Origin of the sequence: Pseudomonas sp. NFACC05-1 (assembly GCF_900100135.1) — a bacterium.
GTDB lineage: Bacteria > Pseudomonadota > Gammaproteobacteria > Pseudomonadales > Pseudomonadaceae > Aquipseudomonas > Aquipseudomonas fluorescens_Q.
This window is the reverse complement of the sequence record NZ_FMTR01000014.1, coordinates 1-16,194: the sequence shown is the minus strand read 5'-3', so window position 1 is coordinate 16,194 and position 16,194 is coordinate 1. Positions and strand designations below refer to the sequence as shown.

Below are 16,194 nucleotides of genomic sequence, written 5' to 3'. Positions count from 1 at the left end.
GCAATGTCCCGAGTTGCCAGCGCCAGGTCTTGGTATCGATGCGTGTAACGGGGTGGTGGTTGATTCGTCCTGGGGGGCACCGCAGCTCCTTGGAAGGTCTGGGTCGACCGTCATGAAACCACACATTGGCCCGCCGTGGCAGGGTGTCATTGGTCGGCGACTCGTCTAGACCGGGGGTTTATGCCGGGTCAAGGGTTGCCACTCAGGTTGTTGGCGACTACCCTGAAAATGTTTGGATTGTTACGAGAAAATTCAAGCGTGGCAATTTTCGGTCAACCGACTTAAGGATGAGGTGAACACAATGTTTTCTCATGAAGGTGCTGCAATAGAGGTGCTGCTATTCATTTTTGGCTTTGCCGGGTTTGCCTTGGCACTGTGGTTTGTTCACGCCTATTTTGAGCGAAAGACTAAAAATGGTGTAAAAAAACAACATTCAGCTCATCGGGGCAGTTGAGCGTCGGCCTGATACTGCTTCCCAAGAATTTTTAATCCTCAGAAACAACAAGCCCGCACACTCATGATGAGGCGCGGGCTCTCGATGACCCAAGCCTGCAATCAGAGACGCATGCCTTTGAACGGGTTCCAGCCTTGCTCGCCTTTCACTTCCTTGAGGTAGTAGGCGTAGTTGGCCATGAGTGCGTACATCATCGACATGGCGATGCTCAGGCCTGTACTCAACGGCCGCGGAAACTCCATGCCGAGGATCGCGAAAATCACGCTCAACGCGATATTGATCGCCAGGAAAATACCCAGCAGGGCGAGGTTTTTCTTCCAGAGGCCGAGGACGAACAGGTAGATAGGGCCAAAGAAAAAAGCAATCACGTTGGCGTTGATGAGGATTTTCTTCTTGACGCCTGGCAGCGTCTTGACGGCTTCCTTATAGCGCGGGTCGTTTGGTGCGCCATAGGTTTCAAAGAAGTCAAAGCGTTCCTGCCACTTGGCGCTGTATTTACCCGTGCTTTGTACTTGTTCAGTTGTGCTCATTTTGCAAGGCTCCTGCTTTCCATTAGTAATTTTTCTTTCTTCCAAGAAATCCTGTGCTCTGTTTCTAGCGCATTGATTGCTTTGATCTTTGACAAAGGGCGCGAGTGAGTCGCCTGAGGTGTTTATTTTGCCGTTTTATGGGCCTTGGTGTGGAACATTCCGCACTGGCCGCTGGAACGGTCGCCTGGTCTGTGACGTGCTTCACCCTATTTTTTCAATGGGGCCCCCGGTGTGCTGAATCCGGATCGGGAGCAGCAGCTCGAGAACAGAGCAGCACAACTAGACGGTTGACCTTCAGGAGCGGCTGACGCGGTCACCGTAGACACGGATCATGTCCAGCAGGTTCTTGACCCGCAGCGGCAGGTTGCCGGCTGGATAGACCGCATGCATGCGCGGGTCTTCACCCGTGCTGGAGGTTAGCTTGTACTCAGGGAACACCCGCACCAGGCGTCCCGCAGCCACTTCCGGCTCCGCCAGCCAGTCGGCCAGGCGGGCAATCCCGGCACCGGCCAGCGCAGCCTGGAACACCGCCGTGCCGGAACTGAAGCGAAACTTGGGGTGCACGCGAAAGCTGCCGGCCTGGCCCGGCCCACGAAAATTCCATTCCTTGAGAATCCGCGGCGCCGTGTGCAGGATCAATGCGTGCTGTTCCAGCGCCTCGATGGATGTCGGCAGCCCGCATCGCTCCAAGTAGCCAGGGCTGGCATAGAGGTAGCGCGAATAGCTCCACAGCGGGTAGCCGATCAGGTCGCTGGATTGTGGGAAGGCGCCGCGAATCGAAAAGTCCAGCTTGCCCTCGACCGGATCGACCGCCGCATCGGTAAAGATCACATCCACGCTGACATCGGGATAACGCTGGCTGTACTGGGTGATCAACTGGGGGACCACCGTGTGGGCCAAGGATTGCGGTGCGGAAAAGCGGATCCAGCCGGTGGCCAGGCCGCTGAGCCCGGCCAGGTCCTCGTCCGCCTCACGTTGCAGATCGAGCATTCTGTGGGCGTGGGGCAGTAGCCGCTCGCCGGCCTCGGTCAGCGTCACGGCATTGGCCGAGCGATTGAACAGCTTGACCCCACTGCGCTCTTCCAGCCCTTGAATGACGCGGGTCAGCGAGCTGGGGGAGCGCCCCAGGCTGCGGGCTGCGACGACAAAGCTGCGCTTGCGGGCCACCGTCGCAAAGGCTTCAAGATCAGCCAACATATCCAGTGCCACCGGCTACCTCATTGCACTTTTCACAATATGACATTGCAACACAAAAAAGCCCCTTCCGTTAGCCTTCCCGTTCTCAGCACAAGGACGTAGGTAGACAGGAGCGATGGATATGTCAACGCTGGATGAAACGCTCAGAAAAGCAACCGCCCTTGCGGGCGAAGCGACCCACGAATGGCTGGTGCCAAAAGCCCCCCTCTCGACAGAAAAGCCTTTGGTCGAATTACAGCTTTCCTACGAAGAAAAAAGAAAACTCCACAACGAACTCAGGCATTTCGCGATCGGCGACAGCGCCAGCGGCCTGCGGCAGATGCCCGCCCTCGGACGCTGCCTGGAACAACTGCTGGCTCCGGAAAAATCCCGCTTGCTGCGTGATTTCCAGCACTGCGACGAGGTGGCGCTGGTGATCCGTGGCCTGCCGGTCGACGCGCAGTTGCCGGCGACGCCTTACGGTGGCAACCCGGATATTGCCGAACTGCCGGTGGTCGCCGGGGCGATCCTCGCGGTACTCGCCGTGCTCGGCACCTGCCCGGTGGGCTACCAGGGCGAGAGCGAGGACAGCATATTTCGCCATGTCTCGCCCAAGCAGCAGCGGGAAACCGAGAGGAGTTCTTACGGCTCGCGCCTGGACCTGGGCATGCATGTCGACAATCCACACCTGCCGCTCAGTTGCGAGGCCGTGCAGCAGTTGTCTGCCTGCCCCGAGTACCTGAGCCTGACCGGCTTGCGCTGCGAGCTGACGGTGCCGACGCGGATCGTCGCGATTGCCGACGTGCTCAACATGCTGCCGGACTTCGTCGAGCAGGAACTGCTGCGCCCGAGCTTTTCAGTCCGCCGGCCGGACTCGTTCGCCCGCCAGGACACGGTCCTGGAACAAGTCCCGCTGCTCTACCGGCCCAGCAGCGGCGGCCTGCACTGTCGCTACAACATGGCCAGCATCAGCGCTCACTGCGAGCACTCGCGACTGGCCCTGCAACTGTTCGCCGCCGCGGCCAATCACCCCGACGTGGTCCGCTCGGTACTGCTGCAGCCCGGCGACATGCTGATCTTCAAGAACCAGCAGACCCTGCACGCACGCGATGGCTTCGCGCCGCGCTACGACGGCCTGGACCGCTGGATGCTGCGGGTCTTCGGCGTCAACGACCGCAAGCGCCTGCTCCCGTTTTCGGCCACCCACCCCTTTATCGCCAGAGCCTGATCCAATGTTCGATATCGTCCTGCTATGTGTCTTCGCCTTCGCCGCCGGCCTGATCGATGCGGCCGTCGGCGGCGGCGGCCTGATCCAGATCCCGGCACTGTTCAATGTGCTGCCCGGCGCCCAGCCCGCCGCCCTGCTCGGCACCAACAAGGTCGCGGCGGCCTGCGGCACGGCCTTTGCCGCGCGCTCGTTCGTGCGCAAGGTGGTGATCGACTGGAGCCTGGTGGTTCCTGCCGCCGGCGCGGCCTTTGTCATGGCCTTCGCTGGCGCGGCGACGGTATCGCTCGTGCCGCAGGCCGTGATGCGCCCGGCGGTATTGGTGCTAATCGTGCTGATGGCGATCTACACCTTCTGGAAGAAGGACTTCGGCAGCCTGCACAAGCCCATGCGCATCGGCACCAAGGAGAAGCTGCTGGCGGTACTGGTCGGTGGCGCCATCGGTTTCTACGACGGGTTGTTCGGACCGGGCACCGGCAGCTTCCTGATCTTCCTGTTCATTCGCTGCTTCGCCTTCGACTTCCTGCACGCCTCGGCGTCGGCCAAGCTGGTGAATATCGCCACCAATGTCGCGGCGCTGCTGTTCTTTATCCCGAGCGGCAACGTGCTCTACTTGGTAGCGCTGCCGATGGCGCTGTTCAATATCCTCGGCGCGCTGACCGGCACCTGGCTGGCGGTGCGCAAGGGAGTGCCCTTTGTCCGCGCGTTGTTCCTGGTGCTGCTGGTGATTCTGATCAGCAAGCTGTCCTATGACCTGATCTCGGTGGGTTGAGTTGCCCATAGCCCCGCCAAAAAGTGTTCGGCAAGCAGATTCAGCCCCATACTCTCGGTTTTTGCACCGTAGATATCCAGATGAGGCCCTGTTTTGTCGAATGTTGAACCCCACTTGCACGCGCTGACGTTGAATCACATCTATGACGGTTTCAAACAGCTGATCCCAATCTCTCTTTTCGTCGTCGTGTTCGGCGTTGCTTTCGGCCTGGCGGCTGCGCAAACGGGCTTGAGTGATACGTCAGCCGTACTCATGAGCACGCTGGTTTTTGCCGGCGCTTCTCAATTTGCCGCACTGGATCTGTGGGGGCAGCAAGTGCCGGTCGTTCCCCTGATGATCACCGTCTTCGCTATCAACGCCCGGCACTTGTTGATGGGCGCGACGCTTTACCCGTGGCTGCGGGAGCTGCCCGTTGCCAAACGCTACGGTGTCATGCTGGTTGTTTCTGACGCCAACTGGGCCATGGCGATGCAGGCGCTCAGTCGTGGCAAGCCGGGGCTCGGGCTTTTATTCGGCGGCGGCATTGCGCTCTGGGTTGCGTGGATCCTGGGCAGTTGGCTGGGACTTCATTTCGGCAGCGCCATTGAGAACCCGGTCAGTTTCGGACTCGATATGGTGATGGGCTGTTTCTTGTTGGCGATGGTCGTGGGCGGGAAGAAAAACCTGCGCATGTTCATTATCTGGACCGTGGCGGCCTGCTCATCGCTGTTGGCTTACTGGTACTTGCCGGCGAACAGTCATGTCGTGGTCGGCGCTTTGGCGGGGGGCATTCTGGGTGCGCTGTGGATGGAGAAAACACAATGAGCATTGAAACGGCGGGTTACGGCACCCTGATTGTCATATTGATAATGGCCGCGGTGACATTGGCGACTCGGTGGGGCGGTGTTTTCGTGATGTCGTTCGTGCCGATCAACTATCGGGTGCAACAATTCATCACGGCCATGTCCGGTTCGGTGTTGGTGGCGGTGTTGGCTCCGCTGGCGGTTAAAGGTGATAACGGCGCACGCCTGGCTTTGCTGACTACGGCGATCGTCATGCTGATACTGAAAAAACCGTTGCCGGCAATTGCGGCCGGCATACTTGCAGCGGCTTTAGCCAGGCAGTTCTGAATGGTCGAGTCGCCCGCGAACAAGCGAGCGACGAAACCCCATCAACACCCAGGTCAAAAACTCAGCGCCGCCGCTTCCCCAAACGAGTGATCCTGTACACCCGTCATAAAGTGCAGCGACATCTCCTGTGGCGCCTCGATGGGCGGAATTTCAAAACTCCCCACCACCTGCCCCTGAAGCGCACTCAGCCGCATCGACTCTTCTTCCTTTAACTTTGCCATTCTCGCGTGATTCGCTGCGATTTCGTTGAGAGTTGACACGGTACATCTCCGTTTGCTGACCAAGCATTGATTAATTTGCCGCCGCGTCAGAATTACGTCGTTCTTGGCTGCTGAGACAAGTCAGTGCAAGCCCTGAGCCAGACGTGGCCGCCTGTTGGCTCCGCCACTGGACAGGTGACGAATGGCGGGGCAGACGTGCATTGACGGCGGCAACGTTGCAACCATGCCTCAACAATAAGTCACTGATAATACAAACCGCTCCCCGGCAGGGTCAGTCGGTCTCGGCGCTGTAGATGCTTGACCGGTGTGTCGAATACCTGTGCACCACAACCACCCCGGCGCCGATCAGGCTGGTGGCCACCGCCAGCAGCAGAATCACCTGCTGCGTTCCAATAGGCGCGGCCAGCACCGCGACCAGTAGGCCTGCGAGTGGTTGCGACAGGTTGTTGAGCAGCGTGATGACGCCGACGGTCTTGCCGAAGTCCTGGGGCGGAATGACTTGCTGGCGGAGGGTGCGGAAGTAGACGTTGAACATTTTGTCGAAACCGACAATCAGCAAGAAACCGACGACGTAGCCCCCTGTGTTCGGGCTGAGCGCAGTGATGAAGGCGCCGACGGCAATCAGCGTGTAGGAGAGGGCGCCCAGCAGTTTCAAGGGCAGGGTCAGCCGGGCGAGGAGGAACAGAATGAGGATGGTGGTTACGGCACCGGCTGCCTGTAGGCCTGCGTAGTCATCCTTGCCGGCGCCGTAATGGCCGATGACCATGGCCGCCGAGGTGGCGAGGGTGACGCCGATGATCAGGTTGACGCCCACTGCCAGGCTGATGATTTTTTTCAGTTCTGCCAGGTTGCGGATGTGGCCGAAGGCAATGCGCAGCGGGTTCAGCCAGAGGTCATGATGCTGCTCGAAGGTTTCCAGGGTGACCGAACTGATGCGCTGCCAATACAGCATCGCCAGGTCTGCCAGCAGGAACAGCCCGGCAATCGCTAGTACCACCCAGTGCCACGCCCACACCTCAAGCAGCAGCGCAGCGATCAGCGGGCCCAGCACCAAGCCGGTCTGGTCGGCTATTTGCGAGTAGGACAGGGTCTTGGTGTAGGTGTAGTGCTTGAAGATGTACGGCATCACCACTTCGCGGGCCATGATGCCCTGGGTGGTCAGCACGCCGCACAGGGCCGAGAGCGCGACGATCCAATAGATCCCGCCGAAGACGCCATGGAGCACGACCGCCACCCCGCAGGCGACGGCGCGATAGACCTGGCTGATGTGCAGGATGCGAATCGGCGAGAACTTGTCGCACAGCGCGCCGCAGATCGGGAACGACAGGTAGCGTGGCAGGGACTCGACGAAGAACGCCAGGCCTGCCCAGGAGACGCTGTTGGTGGTCTGGAAAACAATCAGCGGGACGATGAACAGCAGAATCTGGTCGGCCAACCGGGAGAGGAACATCGAGACGAAAAAAGCCAGGTAATCCTTGCGCATGAAACTCCTTGATTGCTGTGTTCAGGTGCATCCGGTCCAGGCAAGCGGCGCGCAGTGTGATATGGAACTAATATCACCGTTAGTCTCTATATCTTTACAGGGGACATCCCTTTTTTGAGAGAACTGCCATGTTCAAATCGCGCTCGTTGATTGCTGCAGTGACGTGTTTCGCCCTGGCGGCTGGCCCAGGCATTGTTGTCGCGGACCCGGGCAACGGCAAGGGGAATGCTCAATTCGATCAAGGTCCTGGCCAGGGAGGCAAAGGCGGGCAAGGCAACAAGGGCGGTCAAGGAAATCCCGGTAACAAGGGGAACCAGGGCGGCAAAGGCAACCAAGGTGGTGGCGGCGGCGATTGGCATAACGGCCCGAGCCTCGACCGCAGCGGCATCCTGGGTGTGATTGGCGGATATCGCGATTACTGGAGCCCCGGCCCGGCGTTGCCGCCAGGCATCCAGAAAAATCTTGCACGAGGCAAGCCGTTGCCACCCGGTATCGCCAAAAAGCTCGATGGGCGACTGCTGGGGCGGTTGCCGCACTATGACGGTTATGAGTGGCAACAGGTCGGTACGGACCTGATCCTGGTGGCGATTGCCACTGGCATCATCTATGAAGTGCTCAATGGTGCGTTCGACTAAGTCGGAGTAATGCCAATCAGTTAAGCAACACACCTGTGGGAGTGGGCTTGTATCAGCTTTCAAGTTGCCGCAAGCGTTTGTACAAGGTATTGCGGCTGACCCCCAGCCGTCGCGCCAGGTGTGAAATGTTCCCGCCCACTGCCTGCAACTGACGGTTCAGGTCCTCGGCATCGTTCAGGTCCACCGTCAGGGGCTCAGGTGTTTCCACCGGTTCCATTTCAAGGTCGACAAAGAAGTCGTCGGGCAGGTGTTCCGGGCGGATCGGCTGTTCCTCGGCCATCGCCAGGGCCACTTGCAGCACGCTGCTGACCTGTCGCAGGTTGCCCGGCCATGGATGGCGTTCGAACAGGTCCAGTACCTCGCGGCTCAGGCCGGCCCATTGGGTCGGTTCGCGGTGGTGTTCCCAGAGGCGTTTGAACAGGGCCTGTTTGTCGCTGCGTTCGCGCAGCGGTGGCAGCTCCAGCGTCAGGCCGCCGATGCGGTAGTACAAGTCTTCGCGAAACCGCCCCAGTTGCACCTGTTCACGCAGCGAGCGGTTGGTGGCGGAGATGATGCGGATGTCCACTGGGAACAGCTCGGCGCTGCCCACCGGCTGTACGCAACGTTCCTGCAAGACCCGCAGCAGCCGGGCCTGGGTTGGCAGGGGCATGTCGCCGATCTCGTCGAGGAACAACGTACCCCGGTCGGCCTTGCGGATCAGGCCGATGCTGCCTTTCTGGTTGGCACCGGTGAAGGCGCCTTTTTCGTAGCCGAACAGTTCCGACTCCACCAACTCGGCGGGGATCGCTGCGCAGTTGACGGCAATGAACGGCTGCTTGCAGCGTGAACTGGCCTGGTGCAGCGCTTTGACGAAGACTTCCTTGCCGACACCGGTCTCGCCGTGGATCAGCAGCGGAATGTCCTTCTCCAGCAAGCGCTCGGCCTGGCGCACGGCTTTCTCCACGCGGCTGTCACCGAAGTGCAAGGTGTTGAGGCTGATAGCGTTGCTGGCGGGGGCCGGCGCAGGTGCTGTTTCGGTGAACACGCGAGCCTTGATCGACACCTGGCTTGGGCGCCGGAGCAAGCACTGGAAACGATTGCTGCCGGATGCTTGCAGGGCGAACGGCAGGCCGTCGGGCTGGTTCAGCAGTTCCAGCAGCGAGACCTTGAACAGGCTTTCGATACTGACCCGTGACAGGCTCAGGCCCAGCAGGTTGTCGGCCCGACGGTTGGCGGACAGGACCTGGCCGCTCTCATCGAAGATCAGCAGTCCGGCCCATTGGCTGTCGAGGTTGTTCAGGCCGGTGTTGAAGGTCAGTTGGAAGTGTTCACCGCGAAACAGGTTGAGGATCAGCCGGTTCTCCACGGTCTGGCTCATCATCTTGACCATGCCCAGGGTGTGGGAGGGCGGCAGGTAGCTGTCGCTGGAGACGTCGAGCACGGCGATGACCTTGCGCTCGGCATCGAAGATCGGCGCGGCCGAGCCGGTCATGAAGCGGTTGGCCTTGAGGAAGTGTTCATCGTGTTCGATGTGCACCGCCTGTTCGCAGGCCAGCGCGGTGCCGATGGCGTTGGTGCCGGTGCAGCGCTCCATCCAGCTCGCCCCGACGCTGAAGCCATGGGCCAGTTTCGGCTCGATGAAACGCTGGGTGCCCCAGGAGGTCAGCACTTGGCCCTGGTTGTCGGCCAGCATGATCAGGCAGTTGGAGTTGCTCAGGATGTTTTCGTAGTACGGCAAGACTTCCTGGTGGGTGGTCTGCACCAGCGAATGCTGGCTCTCCAGCAACTGGGCGATGCCTTGGGCGGGCAACTGGTCGAAGGCCGGCACGCTTTGATGGTTCAGGCCGAAGGCGCGGCAACGGGACCAGGAGGCCTGGATGATGGCCTCGTGGGACAAGGCTGGAGCAGGTGCGGCCATGGGGCACTCTCGCAGGAGCTGTTTTTATTGTTGTGGCAAGTCTCGCACAGACTCCTTGTGCTGGGGCAGGCCTGAGTACCACTTCATACACATGCCCTTGTGGGAGCGAGCAAGCTCCCACAAGGGCATGGCCAGGCTAGCCGAAAACGTTCTTTCAGTGTTGTTCAAAATTGTTCATTGTCAACCCGTGAGTTGTTCAGTTGTTCAGTCGTGGCTGTTCACTTGTGTTCATCTGCGAACGTGGCTTTCTCAGGTTTTCTGAAAAAAACAAGCCAGATCAGCGGCTTGTCATTTCTGGCACGGCTTTCGCTTTCTAACTCGGGTCGCTTGACTCCAATAATAAAAAGGCCGAGCCATGTCATTAAAGCTTGAGCACATCTGTCGCACCGTCGAAGGCCAGACCTGGATCGACGATGCCAATCTGAGTTTCGAACCCGGATCCTTCAACGTCCTGTTGGGCCGTACGCTGTCCGGCAAGACCAGTCTCATGCGCCTGATGGCCGGTCTGGACAAGCCCGACAGCGGCCGCATCCTGATGAACGGCGTCGACGTCACCCACCGCCCGGTGCGGCTGCGCAATGTGTCGATGGTTTACCAGCAGTTCATCAACTACCCGACCATGACTGTTTTCGAAAACATCGCCTCGCCGTTGCGCCAGGCCGGTGTGTCCAACGAGGTGATCCAGAGCAAGGTGCTGGAAACCGCCAGGATGCTGCGCATCGAGAAATTCCTGCAGCGCCATCCGCTGGAATTGTCCGGCGGCCAGCAGCAGCGCACGGCCATGGCCCGGGCCTTGGTCAAGGACGCCGAACTGATCCTGTTCGACGAGCCGCTAGTGAACCTGGACTACAAGCTGCGTGAAGAGCTGCGCCAGGAAATGCGCGAGCTGTTCCAGGCCCGCCATACCATCGCTGTCTACGCCACCACCGAGCCCAACGAGGCGTTGGCCCTGGGTGGCACCACCACGATCCTGCATGAGGGCCGGGTGATCCAGAGCGGCAAATCGTCCTCTGTGTATCACCAGCCGCAAACCGTGCTGGCCGCCGAGTTGTTTTCCGAACCGCCGATCAACCTCATGCCGGGTCGTATCGCCGGCAACGAAGTCAGCTTCGCCAATTTCGTGCACTTTCCGCTGAATGTCGACCTGCGCCCGGTGGGCGAGGGTGAGTTCCGTTTCGGCGTGCGCCCCAGCCATATTTCCCTGGTGCCGAGCAACGACGACGACCTCGAACTGGCGGTGACCGTCGAGGTGGCCGAGATCAGTGGCTCGGAGACCTTCCTGCACGTGCGCAACGAGCATTTCCTGCTGGTGCTGCACTTGCCAGGAGTGCATGAGTACGACGTGGATGCGCCGATCCGCATCTACATTCCGACCCACAAACTGTTTGTCTTCGACGCCCAGGGCAAGCTGGTCCAAGCCCCAGGGCAGCGTATCGCGAGGGTTGCCTGATGGCCGAAATTCGTTTGCAGAACCTCGCCCACAGCTACACTAGCACCCCGGCGGGCCCCGAGGACTACGCGATCCGCGAGATGAACCACATCTGGGAGCAGGGCGGCGCCTATGCGCTGCTCGGACCTTCGGGCTGCGGCAAGTCCACCTTGCTCAACATCATTTCCGGACTGCTCAGCCCCTCCGAAGGGCAGGTGATGTTCGACAGCAAAGTCGTCAACGACCTGACCCCGGAGCGGCGCAACATCGCCCAGGTGTTCCAGTTCCCGGTGGTGTACGACACCATGACCGTGTTCGACAACCTAGCGTTCCCGCTGCGTAACCAGGGCATGGCCGAGGCCAGGATCCACACCAAGGTCCAGGAAATCGCCGAGGTCCTGGACCTGCAGAGCCTGCTGGACAAAAAGGCCCGCAACCTCACCGCCGATGAAAAGCAGAAAGTCTCCATGGGCCGCGGGCTGGTGCGCGACGATGTGTCGGCGATCCTGTTCGACGAGCCACTGACCGTGATCGACCCGCACCTGAAATGGAAACTGCGGCGCAAGCTCAAGCAGATCCATGAGCAGTTCAACATCACCATGGTCTACGTCACCCACGACCAGTTGGAAGCCTCGACGTTCGCCGACAAGATCGCGGTGATGTACGGCGGCCAGATCGTGCAGTTCGGCACGCCCCGGGATTTGTTCGAGCGCCCGAGCCACACCTTTGTCGGCTACTTCATCGGCAGCCCGGGGATGAACCTGATCGAGGTCACGGTACAGCCCGGTGGCGTCGGCTTCGCCTCGACGCACTTGCCGCTGTCGGAAACCTTGCAAAGCCGGGTCGCCGAAGCCGAAGGCAAAAGCCTGAAGGTCGGTATCCGTCCCGAGTTCGTGCATGTCTGGGATGGCCCTTACGACGACGCGATGCGGGCTGACGTGGTCCATGTCGAAGACCTGGGCACCTACAAGATCCTGACCCTCAACCTCGATGGCGTACCGCTGAAAGTGCGGCTGGCCGAAGACAAGCCCGTGCCTGAAGGCACGGCGTACATCAGTTTTCCGGGCCAATGGCTGATGGTCTATGCCGATGAGTATTTGCTGGAACCGTTGAGTGAGGTGCAGCCATGAACAAGGTGCAGAACAACAAGGCCTGGTGGCTGGTGTTGCCGGTGTTCCTGCTGGTGGCCTTCAGCGCCGTGATCCCGATGATGACGGTGGTCAACTATTCGGTGCAGGACATCTTCGACCAGTCCAGCCGCTACTTCGTCGGCGCCGACTGGTACAAGCAGGTGCTGCTCGATCCACGGCTGCACGATTCGCTGCTGCGCCAGTTCATCTACTCGGCGTGCGTGCTGCTGATTGAAATCCCCCTGGGCATCGCCATCGCCCTGACCATGCCGACCAAGGGCAAATGGTCGTCCCTGGTGTTGATCATCCTCGCGATCCCACTGCTGATCCCGTGGAACGTGGTGGGCACCATCTGGCAGATTTTCGGCCGCGCCGACATCGGTTTGCTGGGCTCGACCCTCAACGGCCTGGGTATCAACTACAACTATGCGGCCAACACCATGGACGCCTGGGTCACCGTGCTGGTGATGGATGTCTGGCACTGGACTTCGCTGGTGGCGCTGCTGTGCTACTCGGGTCTGCGGGCGATTCCCGACGTGTACTACCAGGCCGCGCGGATCGACCGGGCCTCCAGCTGGGCGGTGTTCCGGCACATCCAGTTGCCGAAGATGAAAAGCGTGCTGCTGATCGCGGTGATGCTGCGTTTCATGGACAGTTTCATGATCTACACCGAGCCGTTCGTACTCACTGGCGGCGGGCCGGGCAACGCCACCACGTTCCTCAGCCAGACCCTGACGCAGATGGCCATCGGCCAATTCGACCTGGGCCCGGCGGCGGCGTTTTCCCTGGTGTACTTCCTGATCATTCTGTTGGTGTCCTGGCTGTTCTACACCGCCATGACGCACTCCGACGCCAACCGTTGAGGCCCGCACGATGAGCAAGAGAAAGCTGATACCCCTGCTGATCTACATCCTGTTCCTGCTGGTGCCCATCTACTGGCTGCTGAATATGTCGTTCAAGAGCAACACCGAGATCCTCGGCAGCCTGACCCTGTGGCCGCAGGATTTCACCTTCCACAACTACAAGGTGATCTTCACCGACCCGAGCTGGTACACCGGTTACTTGAACTCGCTGTACTACGTGAGCCTGAACACGGTGATCTCCCTGGGCGTCGCGTTGCCGGCCGCCTATGCGTTTTCCCGCTATCGGTTCCTGGGGGACAAGCACCTGTTCTTCTGGCTGCTCACCAACCGCATGGCGCCACCGGCGGTGTTCCTGTTGCCATTCTTCCAGCTGTATTCGTCCATCGGGTTGTTCGACACCCACATCGCCGTGGCCCTGGCCCACTGCCTGTTCAACGTGCCATTGGCGGTGTGGATCCTCGAAGGCTTCATGTCCGGGGTGCCGAAAGAAATTGACGAGACCGCCTACATTGACGGCTACAGTTTCCCCAAGTTCTTCGCCAAGATCTTCATTCCGTTGATCGGCTCCGGCATCGGCGTCACGGCGTTCTTCTGCTTCATGTTTTCCTGGGTCGAATTGCTGCTGGCGCGCACGCTCACCTCGGTGAATGCCAAGCCGATCGCGGCGGTCATGACCCGTACGGTGTCGGCGTCCGGTATCGACTGGGGCGTGCTGGCGGCGGCGGGGGTGTTGACCATCCTGCCGGGCATGCTGGTGATCTGGTTCGTTCGCAACCACGTGGCCAAGGGCTTTGCCCTGGGCCGGGTCTGAGGAGTCGATGATGGAATGGATGAACTGGACCGCCCCCACGGCGGTGTTCTTTGGGGTCATCGCCTTGCTGCTGGCAGGCATGACCACGTGGGAATTGCGTTCGCCGAGTATCCCTCGGCGTGGTTTCCTGCCGATTGCCACCACCCGTGGCGATCGGTTGTTTATCGGTCTTCTCGGTAGCGCCTATCTGCATCTGCTGGTGATTGGCGTTACCGACTGGAGCATCTGGATAGCGTTCGCGTTGTCTGTGGTGTGGCTGTTGGCAGTGATGCGGTGGGGCTAATCGCGACAATTCGACGATCAGGCTCTTAAACCCAAACAGGAGGTCTCTATGTTCGATAAAAACAATAAGCTGCGACATAGCGTTTCATTGGCAGCCATGCTGGCACTCAGCGGGCTGAGTGCTGCGGCCTGGGCCGACGCCTATGAAGACGCCGCTAAAAAGTGGATCGGCAGTGAATTCAAGCCGTCTACCTTGACAGCCGAGCAGCAGCTCGAAGAACTCAAATGGTTCATCAAGGCCGCCCAGCCGTTTCGTGGGATGAAAATCAACGTGGTGTCGGAAACCATCGCCACCCACGAATATGAATCCAAGGTGTTGGCCAAGGCCTTCAGCGAAATCACCGGGATCCAGCTGACCCACGACCTGCTCCAGGAAGGCGACGTGGTGGAGAAGCTGCAGACCCAGATGCAGTCGGACAAGAATATCTATGATGGCTGGGTCAACGACTCGGACTTGATCGGTACGCACTTTCGCTATGGTAAGACCGAATCGATCACCGACCTGATGGCCAATGAAGGCAAGGACTTCACCTCGCCGACCCTGGACCTCAAGGACTTCATCGGTATCTCCTTCACCACCGCGCCGGACGGCAAGGTCTATCAACTGCCCGACCAGCAATTCGCCAACCTGTACTGGTTCCGCGCTGACTGGTTCGAGCGTGCGGACCTGAAGGCCAAGTTCAAGGAGAAATACGGCTACGAGCTGGGCGTGCCGGTGAACTGGTCGGCCTATGAGGACATTGCCAAGTTCTTCTCCGAAGACGTCAAGGAAATCGACGGCAAGCGCGTCTATGGTCACATGGACTACGGCAAGAAAGACCCGTCCCTGGGTTGGCGCTTCACCGATGCCTGGTTCTCCATGGCCGGCGGCGGCGACAAGGGCCTGCCCAACGGTTTGCCAGTGGACGAGTGGGGCATTCGCGTCGAGGATTGCCATCCGGTCGGTTCCAGCGTGACCCGTGGCGGCGACACCAACGGTCCCGCGGCTGTGTTCGCGACCACCAAGTATGTGGATTGGATGAAGAAATACGCACCGCCGGAAGCAGCGGGCATGACCTTCTCCGAGTCCGGCCCGGTGCCGTCCCAAGGCAACATCGCCCAGCAGATTTTCTGGTACACCGCTTTCACCGCCGACATGACCAAGCCGGGCCTGCCGGTGGTGAACGCCGATGGCACGCCGAAATGGCGCATGGCACCTTCGCCACGCGGCCCGTATTGGGAAGAGGGCATGAAGCTGGGGTATCAGGACGTGGGTTCCTGGACGTTCATGAAGTCCACGCCGGAGAAGCAGAAGCTCGCGGCCTGGCTCTATGCGCAGTTCGTGACGTCCAAGACCGTGTCGCTGAAGAAAACCATCGTTGGCTTGACGCCGATTCGTGAGTCGGACATCAACTCCCAGGCGTTGACCGACCTGGCGCCGAAACTCGGTGGCCTGGTGGAGTTCTACCGCAGCCCGGCCCGCGTGCAATGGACCCCGACCGGGACCAACGTGCCGGACTACCCGCGCCTGGCTCAGCTGTGGTGGAGCCACATCGCCGAAGCCGCCAGTGGCGAGAAGACCCCGCAGCAGGCCCTCGATGGCTTGGCCAAGGACCAGGATGCGATCATGACGCGCCTGGAACGCTCCAAGGCCCAAGCCACCTGCGCCCCGAAAATGAACCCCGAGCGCGACGCGCAATACTGGTTCGACCAACCGGGCGCACCGAAGCCGAAACTGGCGAACGAGAAGCCTAAAGGTGAAACAGTGAGCTACACCGAGCTGTTGAAATCGTGGGAGGCAGCACGCAAGTAAAGCCCCAAGCGTGAAAACGAACGGCACCGAAAGGTGCCGTTTTTTTTTGGTGCGCCAGGCATGGCGCGTTGCGCGCAAGCGCAACCAGCTTGGCTGTGGTGGTCACGCTGGTGACTTGGAGGTGAAAGTCCTCTACACACCCGGCAAGGGGAAGTGTTAGCCAGAGGCAAGGGTGTCGCGGGTGACTGCGAATCTGAAGGAAGCCCGAGGCAAAATGCTGGCCTGACGAACAGGAAGCGGATTAGGCGGTGCAGCGGGGTAAGGTAGCCAAAATTGCCAAAGCCCAATACTTGCACGGAACGCTGTGACGTAGATCCGACAGGCATAAGCAGGAAGGTCGCGCGAATTACCCTGGGAGATCTGCCCGTTTGCCAGTGTGCTACCG

Annotated in this window: 17 protein-coding genes; 12 read left to right on the top strand and 5 right to left on the bottom strand. The window is 60.1% G+C overall.

Translation table 11 applies throughout. The features are described 5' to 3' along the window. The first annotated feature begins 301 nt into the window (after positions 1-301). Positions 302-454, top strand: coding sequence for a hypothetical protein (locus BLO97_RS31685; protein WP_170862055.1), 153 nt, complete (start codon positions 302-304; stop codon positions 452-454). A 101-nt stretch (positions 455-555) separates the two neighbouring features. On the opposite strand, the gene BLO97_RS19585 is transcribed toward BLO97_RS31685, so the two are convergent. Together BLO97_RS19585 and BLO97_RS19580 are read right to left on the bottom strand one after the other, a co-directional pair. After that, positions 556-984, bottom strand: coding sequence for a DUF2628 domain-containing protein (locus tag BLO97_RS19585; protein ID WP_072339863.1), 429 nt, complete (start codon positions 982-984; stop codon positions 556-558). Between the two features lie 294 nt (positions 985-1,278). Continuing rightward, positions 1,279-2,193: a LysR family transcriptional regulator gene (locus BLO97_RS19580; RefSeq protein WP_092347437.1), complete on the bottom strand. Its 915-nt coding sequence runs from the start codon at positions 2,191-2,193 to the stop codon at positions 1,279-1,281. Between the two features lie 109 nt (positions 2,194-2,302). On the opposite strand from BLO97_RS19580, the gene BLO97_RS19575 reads away from it, so the two are divergent. From BLO97_RS19575 to BLO97_RS19560, 4 genes are all read left to right on the top strand, one after another. After that, entirely contained in the window at positions 2,303-3,388 is a 1,086-nt protein-coding gene (locus tag BLO97_RS19575) for a TauD/TfdA family dioxygenase (protein ID WP_092149325.1), read from the top strand. A 4-nt stretch (positions 3,389-3,392) separates the two neighbouring features. Further along, a complete protein-coding gene (locus BLO97_RS19570) occupies positions 3,393-4,157 on the top strand; it encodes a sulfite exporter TauE/SafE family protein (protein ID WP_072339857.1) in 765 nt (254 codons plus the stop codon). Positions 4,158-4,250: 93 nt separating this feature from the next. Beyond that, positions 4,251-4,961, top strand: a complete 711-nt coding sequence (locus BLO97_RS19565) for an AzlC family ABC transporter permease (RefSeq protein WP_072339852.1) — start codon at positions 4,251-4,253, stop codon at positions 4,959-4,961. Further along, positions 4,958-5,266: an AzlD family protein gene (locus tag BLO97_RS19560; RefSeq protein ID WP_063320341.1), complete on the top strand. Its 309-nt coding sequence runs from the start codon at positions 4,958-4,960 to the stop codon at positions 5,264-5,266. The genes BLO97_RS19565 and BLO97_RS19560 overlap by 4 nt, the downstream gene beginning before the upstream one ends. A 53-nt stretch (positions 5,267-5,319) precedes the next feature. On the opposite strand, the gene BLO97_RS19555 is transcribed toward BLO97_RS19560, so the two are convergent. Continuing rightward, positions 5,320-5,526: a hypothetical protein gene (locus tag BLO97_RS19555; protein ID WP_027912993.1), complete on the bottom strand. Its 207-nt coding sequence runs from the start codon at positions 5,524-5,526 to the stop codon at positions 5,320-5,322. A 232-nt stretch (positions 5,527-5,758) separates the two neighbouring features. After that, on the bottom strand, positions 5,759-6,970 hold the full coding sequence (locus tag BLO97_RS19550) for an MFS transporter (RefSeq protein WP_063320342.1): 1,212 nt from the start codon (positions 6,968-6,970) through the stop codon (positions 5,759-5,761). A gap of 128 nt (positions 6,971-7,098) precedes the next feature. On the opposite strand from BLO97_RS19550, the gene BLO97_RS19545 reads away from it, so the two are divergent. After that, entirely contained in the window at positions 7,099-7,605 is a 507-nt protein-coding gene (locus BLO97_RS19545) for an anti-virulence regulator CigR family protein (protein WP_092222598.1), read from the top strand. A 52-nt stretch (positions 7,606-7,657) separates the two neighbouring features. On the opposite strand, the gene BLO97_RS19540 is transcribed toward BLO97_RS19545, so the two are convergent. Beyond that, positions 7,658-9,502: a sigma-54-dependent Fis family transcriptional regulator gene (locus tag BLO97_RS19540; protein WP_092347434.1), complete on the bottom strand. Its 1,845-nt coding sequence runs from the start codon at positions 9,500-9,502 to the stop codon at positions 7,658-7,660. A gap of 355 nt (positions 9,503-9,857) precedes the next feature. Here BLO97_RS19540 and BLO97_RS19535 point away from each other — a divergent pair, with 355 nt between their 5' ends. The 6 genes from BLO97_RS19535 to BLO97_RS19510 are packed head-to-tail and all read left to right on the top strand — an operon-like array spanning position 9,858 to position 15,809. Beyond that, the gene (locus tag BLO97_RS19535) at positions 9,858-10,952 is read left to right on the top strand and encodes an ABC transporter ATP-binding protein (RefSeq protein ID WP_063320344.1); all 1,095 of its coding nucleotides are present in this window, start codon (positions 9,858-9,860) and stop codon (positions 10,950-10,952) included. After that, complete coding sequence (locus BLO97_RS19530; protein ID WP_092149337.1) at positions 10,952-12,061, top strand: ABC transporter ATP-binding protein; 1,110 nt, start codon at positions 10,952-10,954, stop codon at positions 12,059-12,061. Before BLO97_RS19535 ends, BLO97_RS19530 begins: the two co-directional genes overlap by 1 nt. After that, on the top strand, positions 12,058-12,924 hold the full coding sequence (locus BLO97_RS19525) for a carbohydrate ABC transporter permease (protein ID WP_003179834.1): 867 nt from the start codon (positions 12,058-12,060) through the stop codon (positions 12,922-12,924). The genes BLO97_RS19530 and BLO97_RS19525 overlap by 4 nt, the downstream gene beginning before the upstream one ends. Before the next feature lie 10 nt (positions 12,925-12,934). Next, positions 12,935-13,735: a carbohydrate ABC transporter permease gene (locus BLO97_RS19520; RefSeq protein ID WP_063320346.1), complete on the top strand. Its 801-nt coding sequence runs from the start codon at positions 12,935-12,937 to the stop codon at positions 13,733-13,735. A gap of 10 nt (positions 13,736-13,745) precedes the next feature. Next, positions 13,746-14,018: a DUF2160 domain-containing protein gene (locus tag BLO97_RS19515; protein ID WP_092347431.1), complete on the top strand. Its 273-nt coding sequence runs from the start codon at positions 13,746-13,748 to the stop codon at positions 14,016-14,018. Between the two features lie 48 nt (positions 14,019-14,066). Next, positions 14,067-15,809, top strand: a complete 1,743-nt coding sequence (locus BLO97_RS19510; RefSeq protein WP_063320348.1) for an ABC transporter substrate-binding protein — start codon at positions 14,067-14,069, stop codon at positions 15,807-15,809. The last annotated feature ends 385 nt before the right edge of the window (positions 15,810-16,194 follow it).

Bases quoted from the DNA above. Each gene is read 5' to 3' on its own strand.
- BLO97_RS19575 (WP_092149325.1), top strand. From the start codon at position 2,303: ATGTCAACGCTGGATGAAACGCTCAGAAAAGCAACCGCCCTTGCGGGC.
- BLO97_RS19535 (WP_063320344.1), top strand. From the start codon at position 9,858: ATGTCATTAAAGCTTGAGCACATCTGTCGCACCGTCGAAGGCCAGACC.
- BLO97_RS19540 (WP_092347434.1), bottom strand. From the start codon at position 9,502: ATGGCCGCACCTGCTCCAGCCTTGTCCCACGAGGCCATCATCCAGGCC.
- BLO97_RS19545 (WP_092222598.1), top strand. From the start codon at position 7,099: ATGTTCAAATCGCGCTCGTTGATTGCTGCAGTGACGTGTTTCGCCCTG.
- BLO97_RS19585 (WP_072339863.1), bottom strand. From the start codon at position 984: ATGAGCACAACTGAACAAGTACAAAGCACGGGTAAATACAGCGCCAAG.
- BLO97_RS19520 (WP_063320346.1), top strand. From the start codon at position 12,935: ATGAGCAAGAGAAAGCTGATACCCCTGCTGATCTACATCCTGTTCCTG.
- BLO97_RS19550 (WP_063320342.1), bottom strand. From the start codon at position 6,970: ATGCGCAAGGATTACCTGGCTTTTTTCGTCTCGATGTTCCTCTCCCGG.
- BLO97_RS19525 (WP_003179834.1), top strand. From the start codon at position 12,058: ATGAACAAGGTGCAGAACAACAAGGCCTGGTGGCTGGTGTTGCCGGTG.
- BLO97_RS31685 (WP_170862055.1), top strand. From the start codon at position 302: ATGTTTTCTCATGAAGGTGCTGCAATAGAGGTGCTGCTATTCATTTTT.
- BLO97_RS19560 (WP_063320341.1), top strand. From the start codon at position 4,958: ATGAGCATTGAAACGGCGGGTTACGGCACCCTGATTGTCATATTGATA.
- BLO97_RS19530 (WP_092149337.1), top strand. From the start codon at position 10,952: ATGGCCGAAATTCGTTTGCAGAACCTCGCCCACAGCTACACTAGCACC.
- BLO97_RS19515 (WP_092347431.1), top strand. From the start codon at position 13,746: ATGGAATGGATGAACTGGACCGCCCCCACGGCGGTGTTCTTTGGGGTC.
- BLO97_RS19570 (WP_072339857.1), top strand. From the start codon at position 3,393: ATGTTCGATATCGTCCTGCTATGTGTCTTCGCCTTCGCCGCCGGCCTG.
- BLO97_RS19510 (WP_063320348.1), top strand. From the start codon at position 14,067: ATGTTCGATAAAAACAATAAGCTGCGACATAGCGTTTCATTGGCAGCC.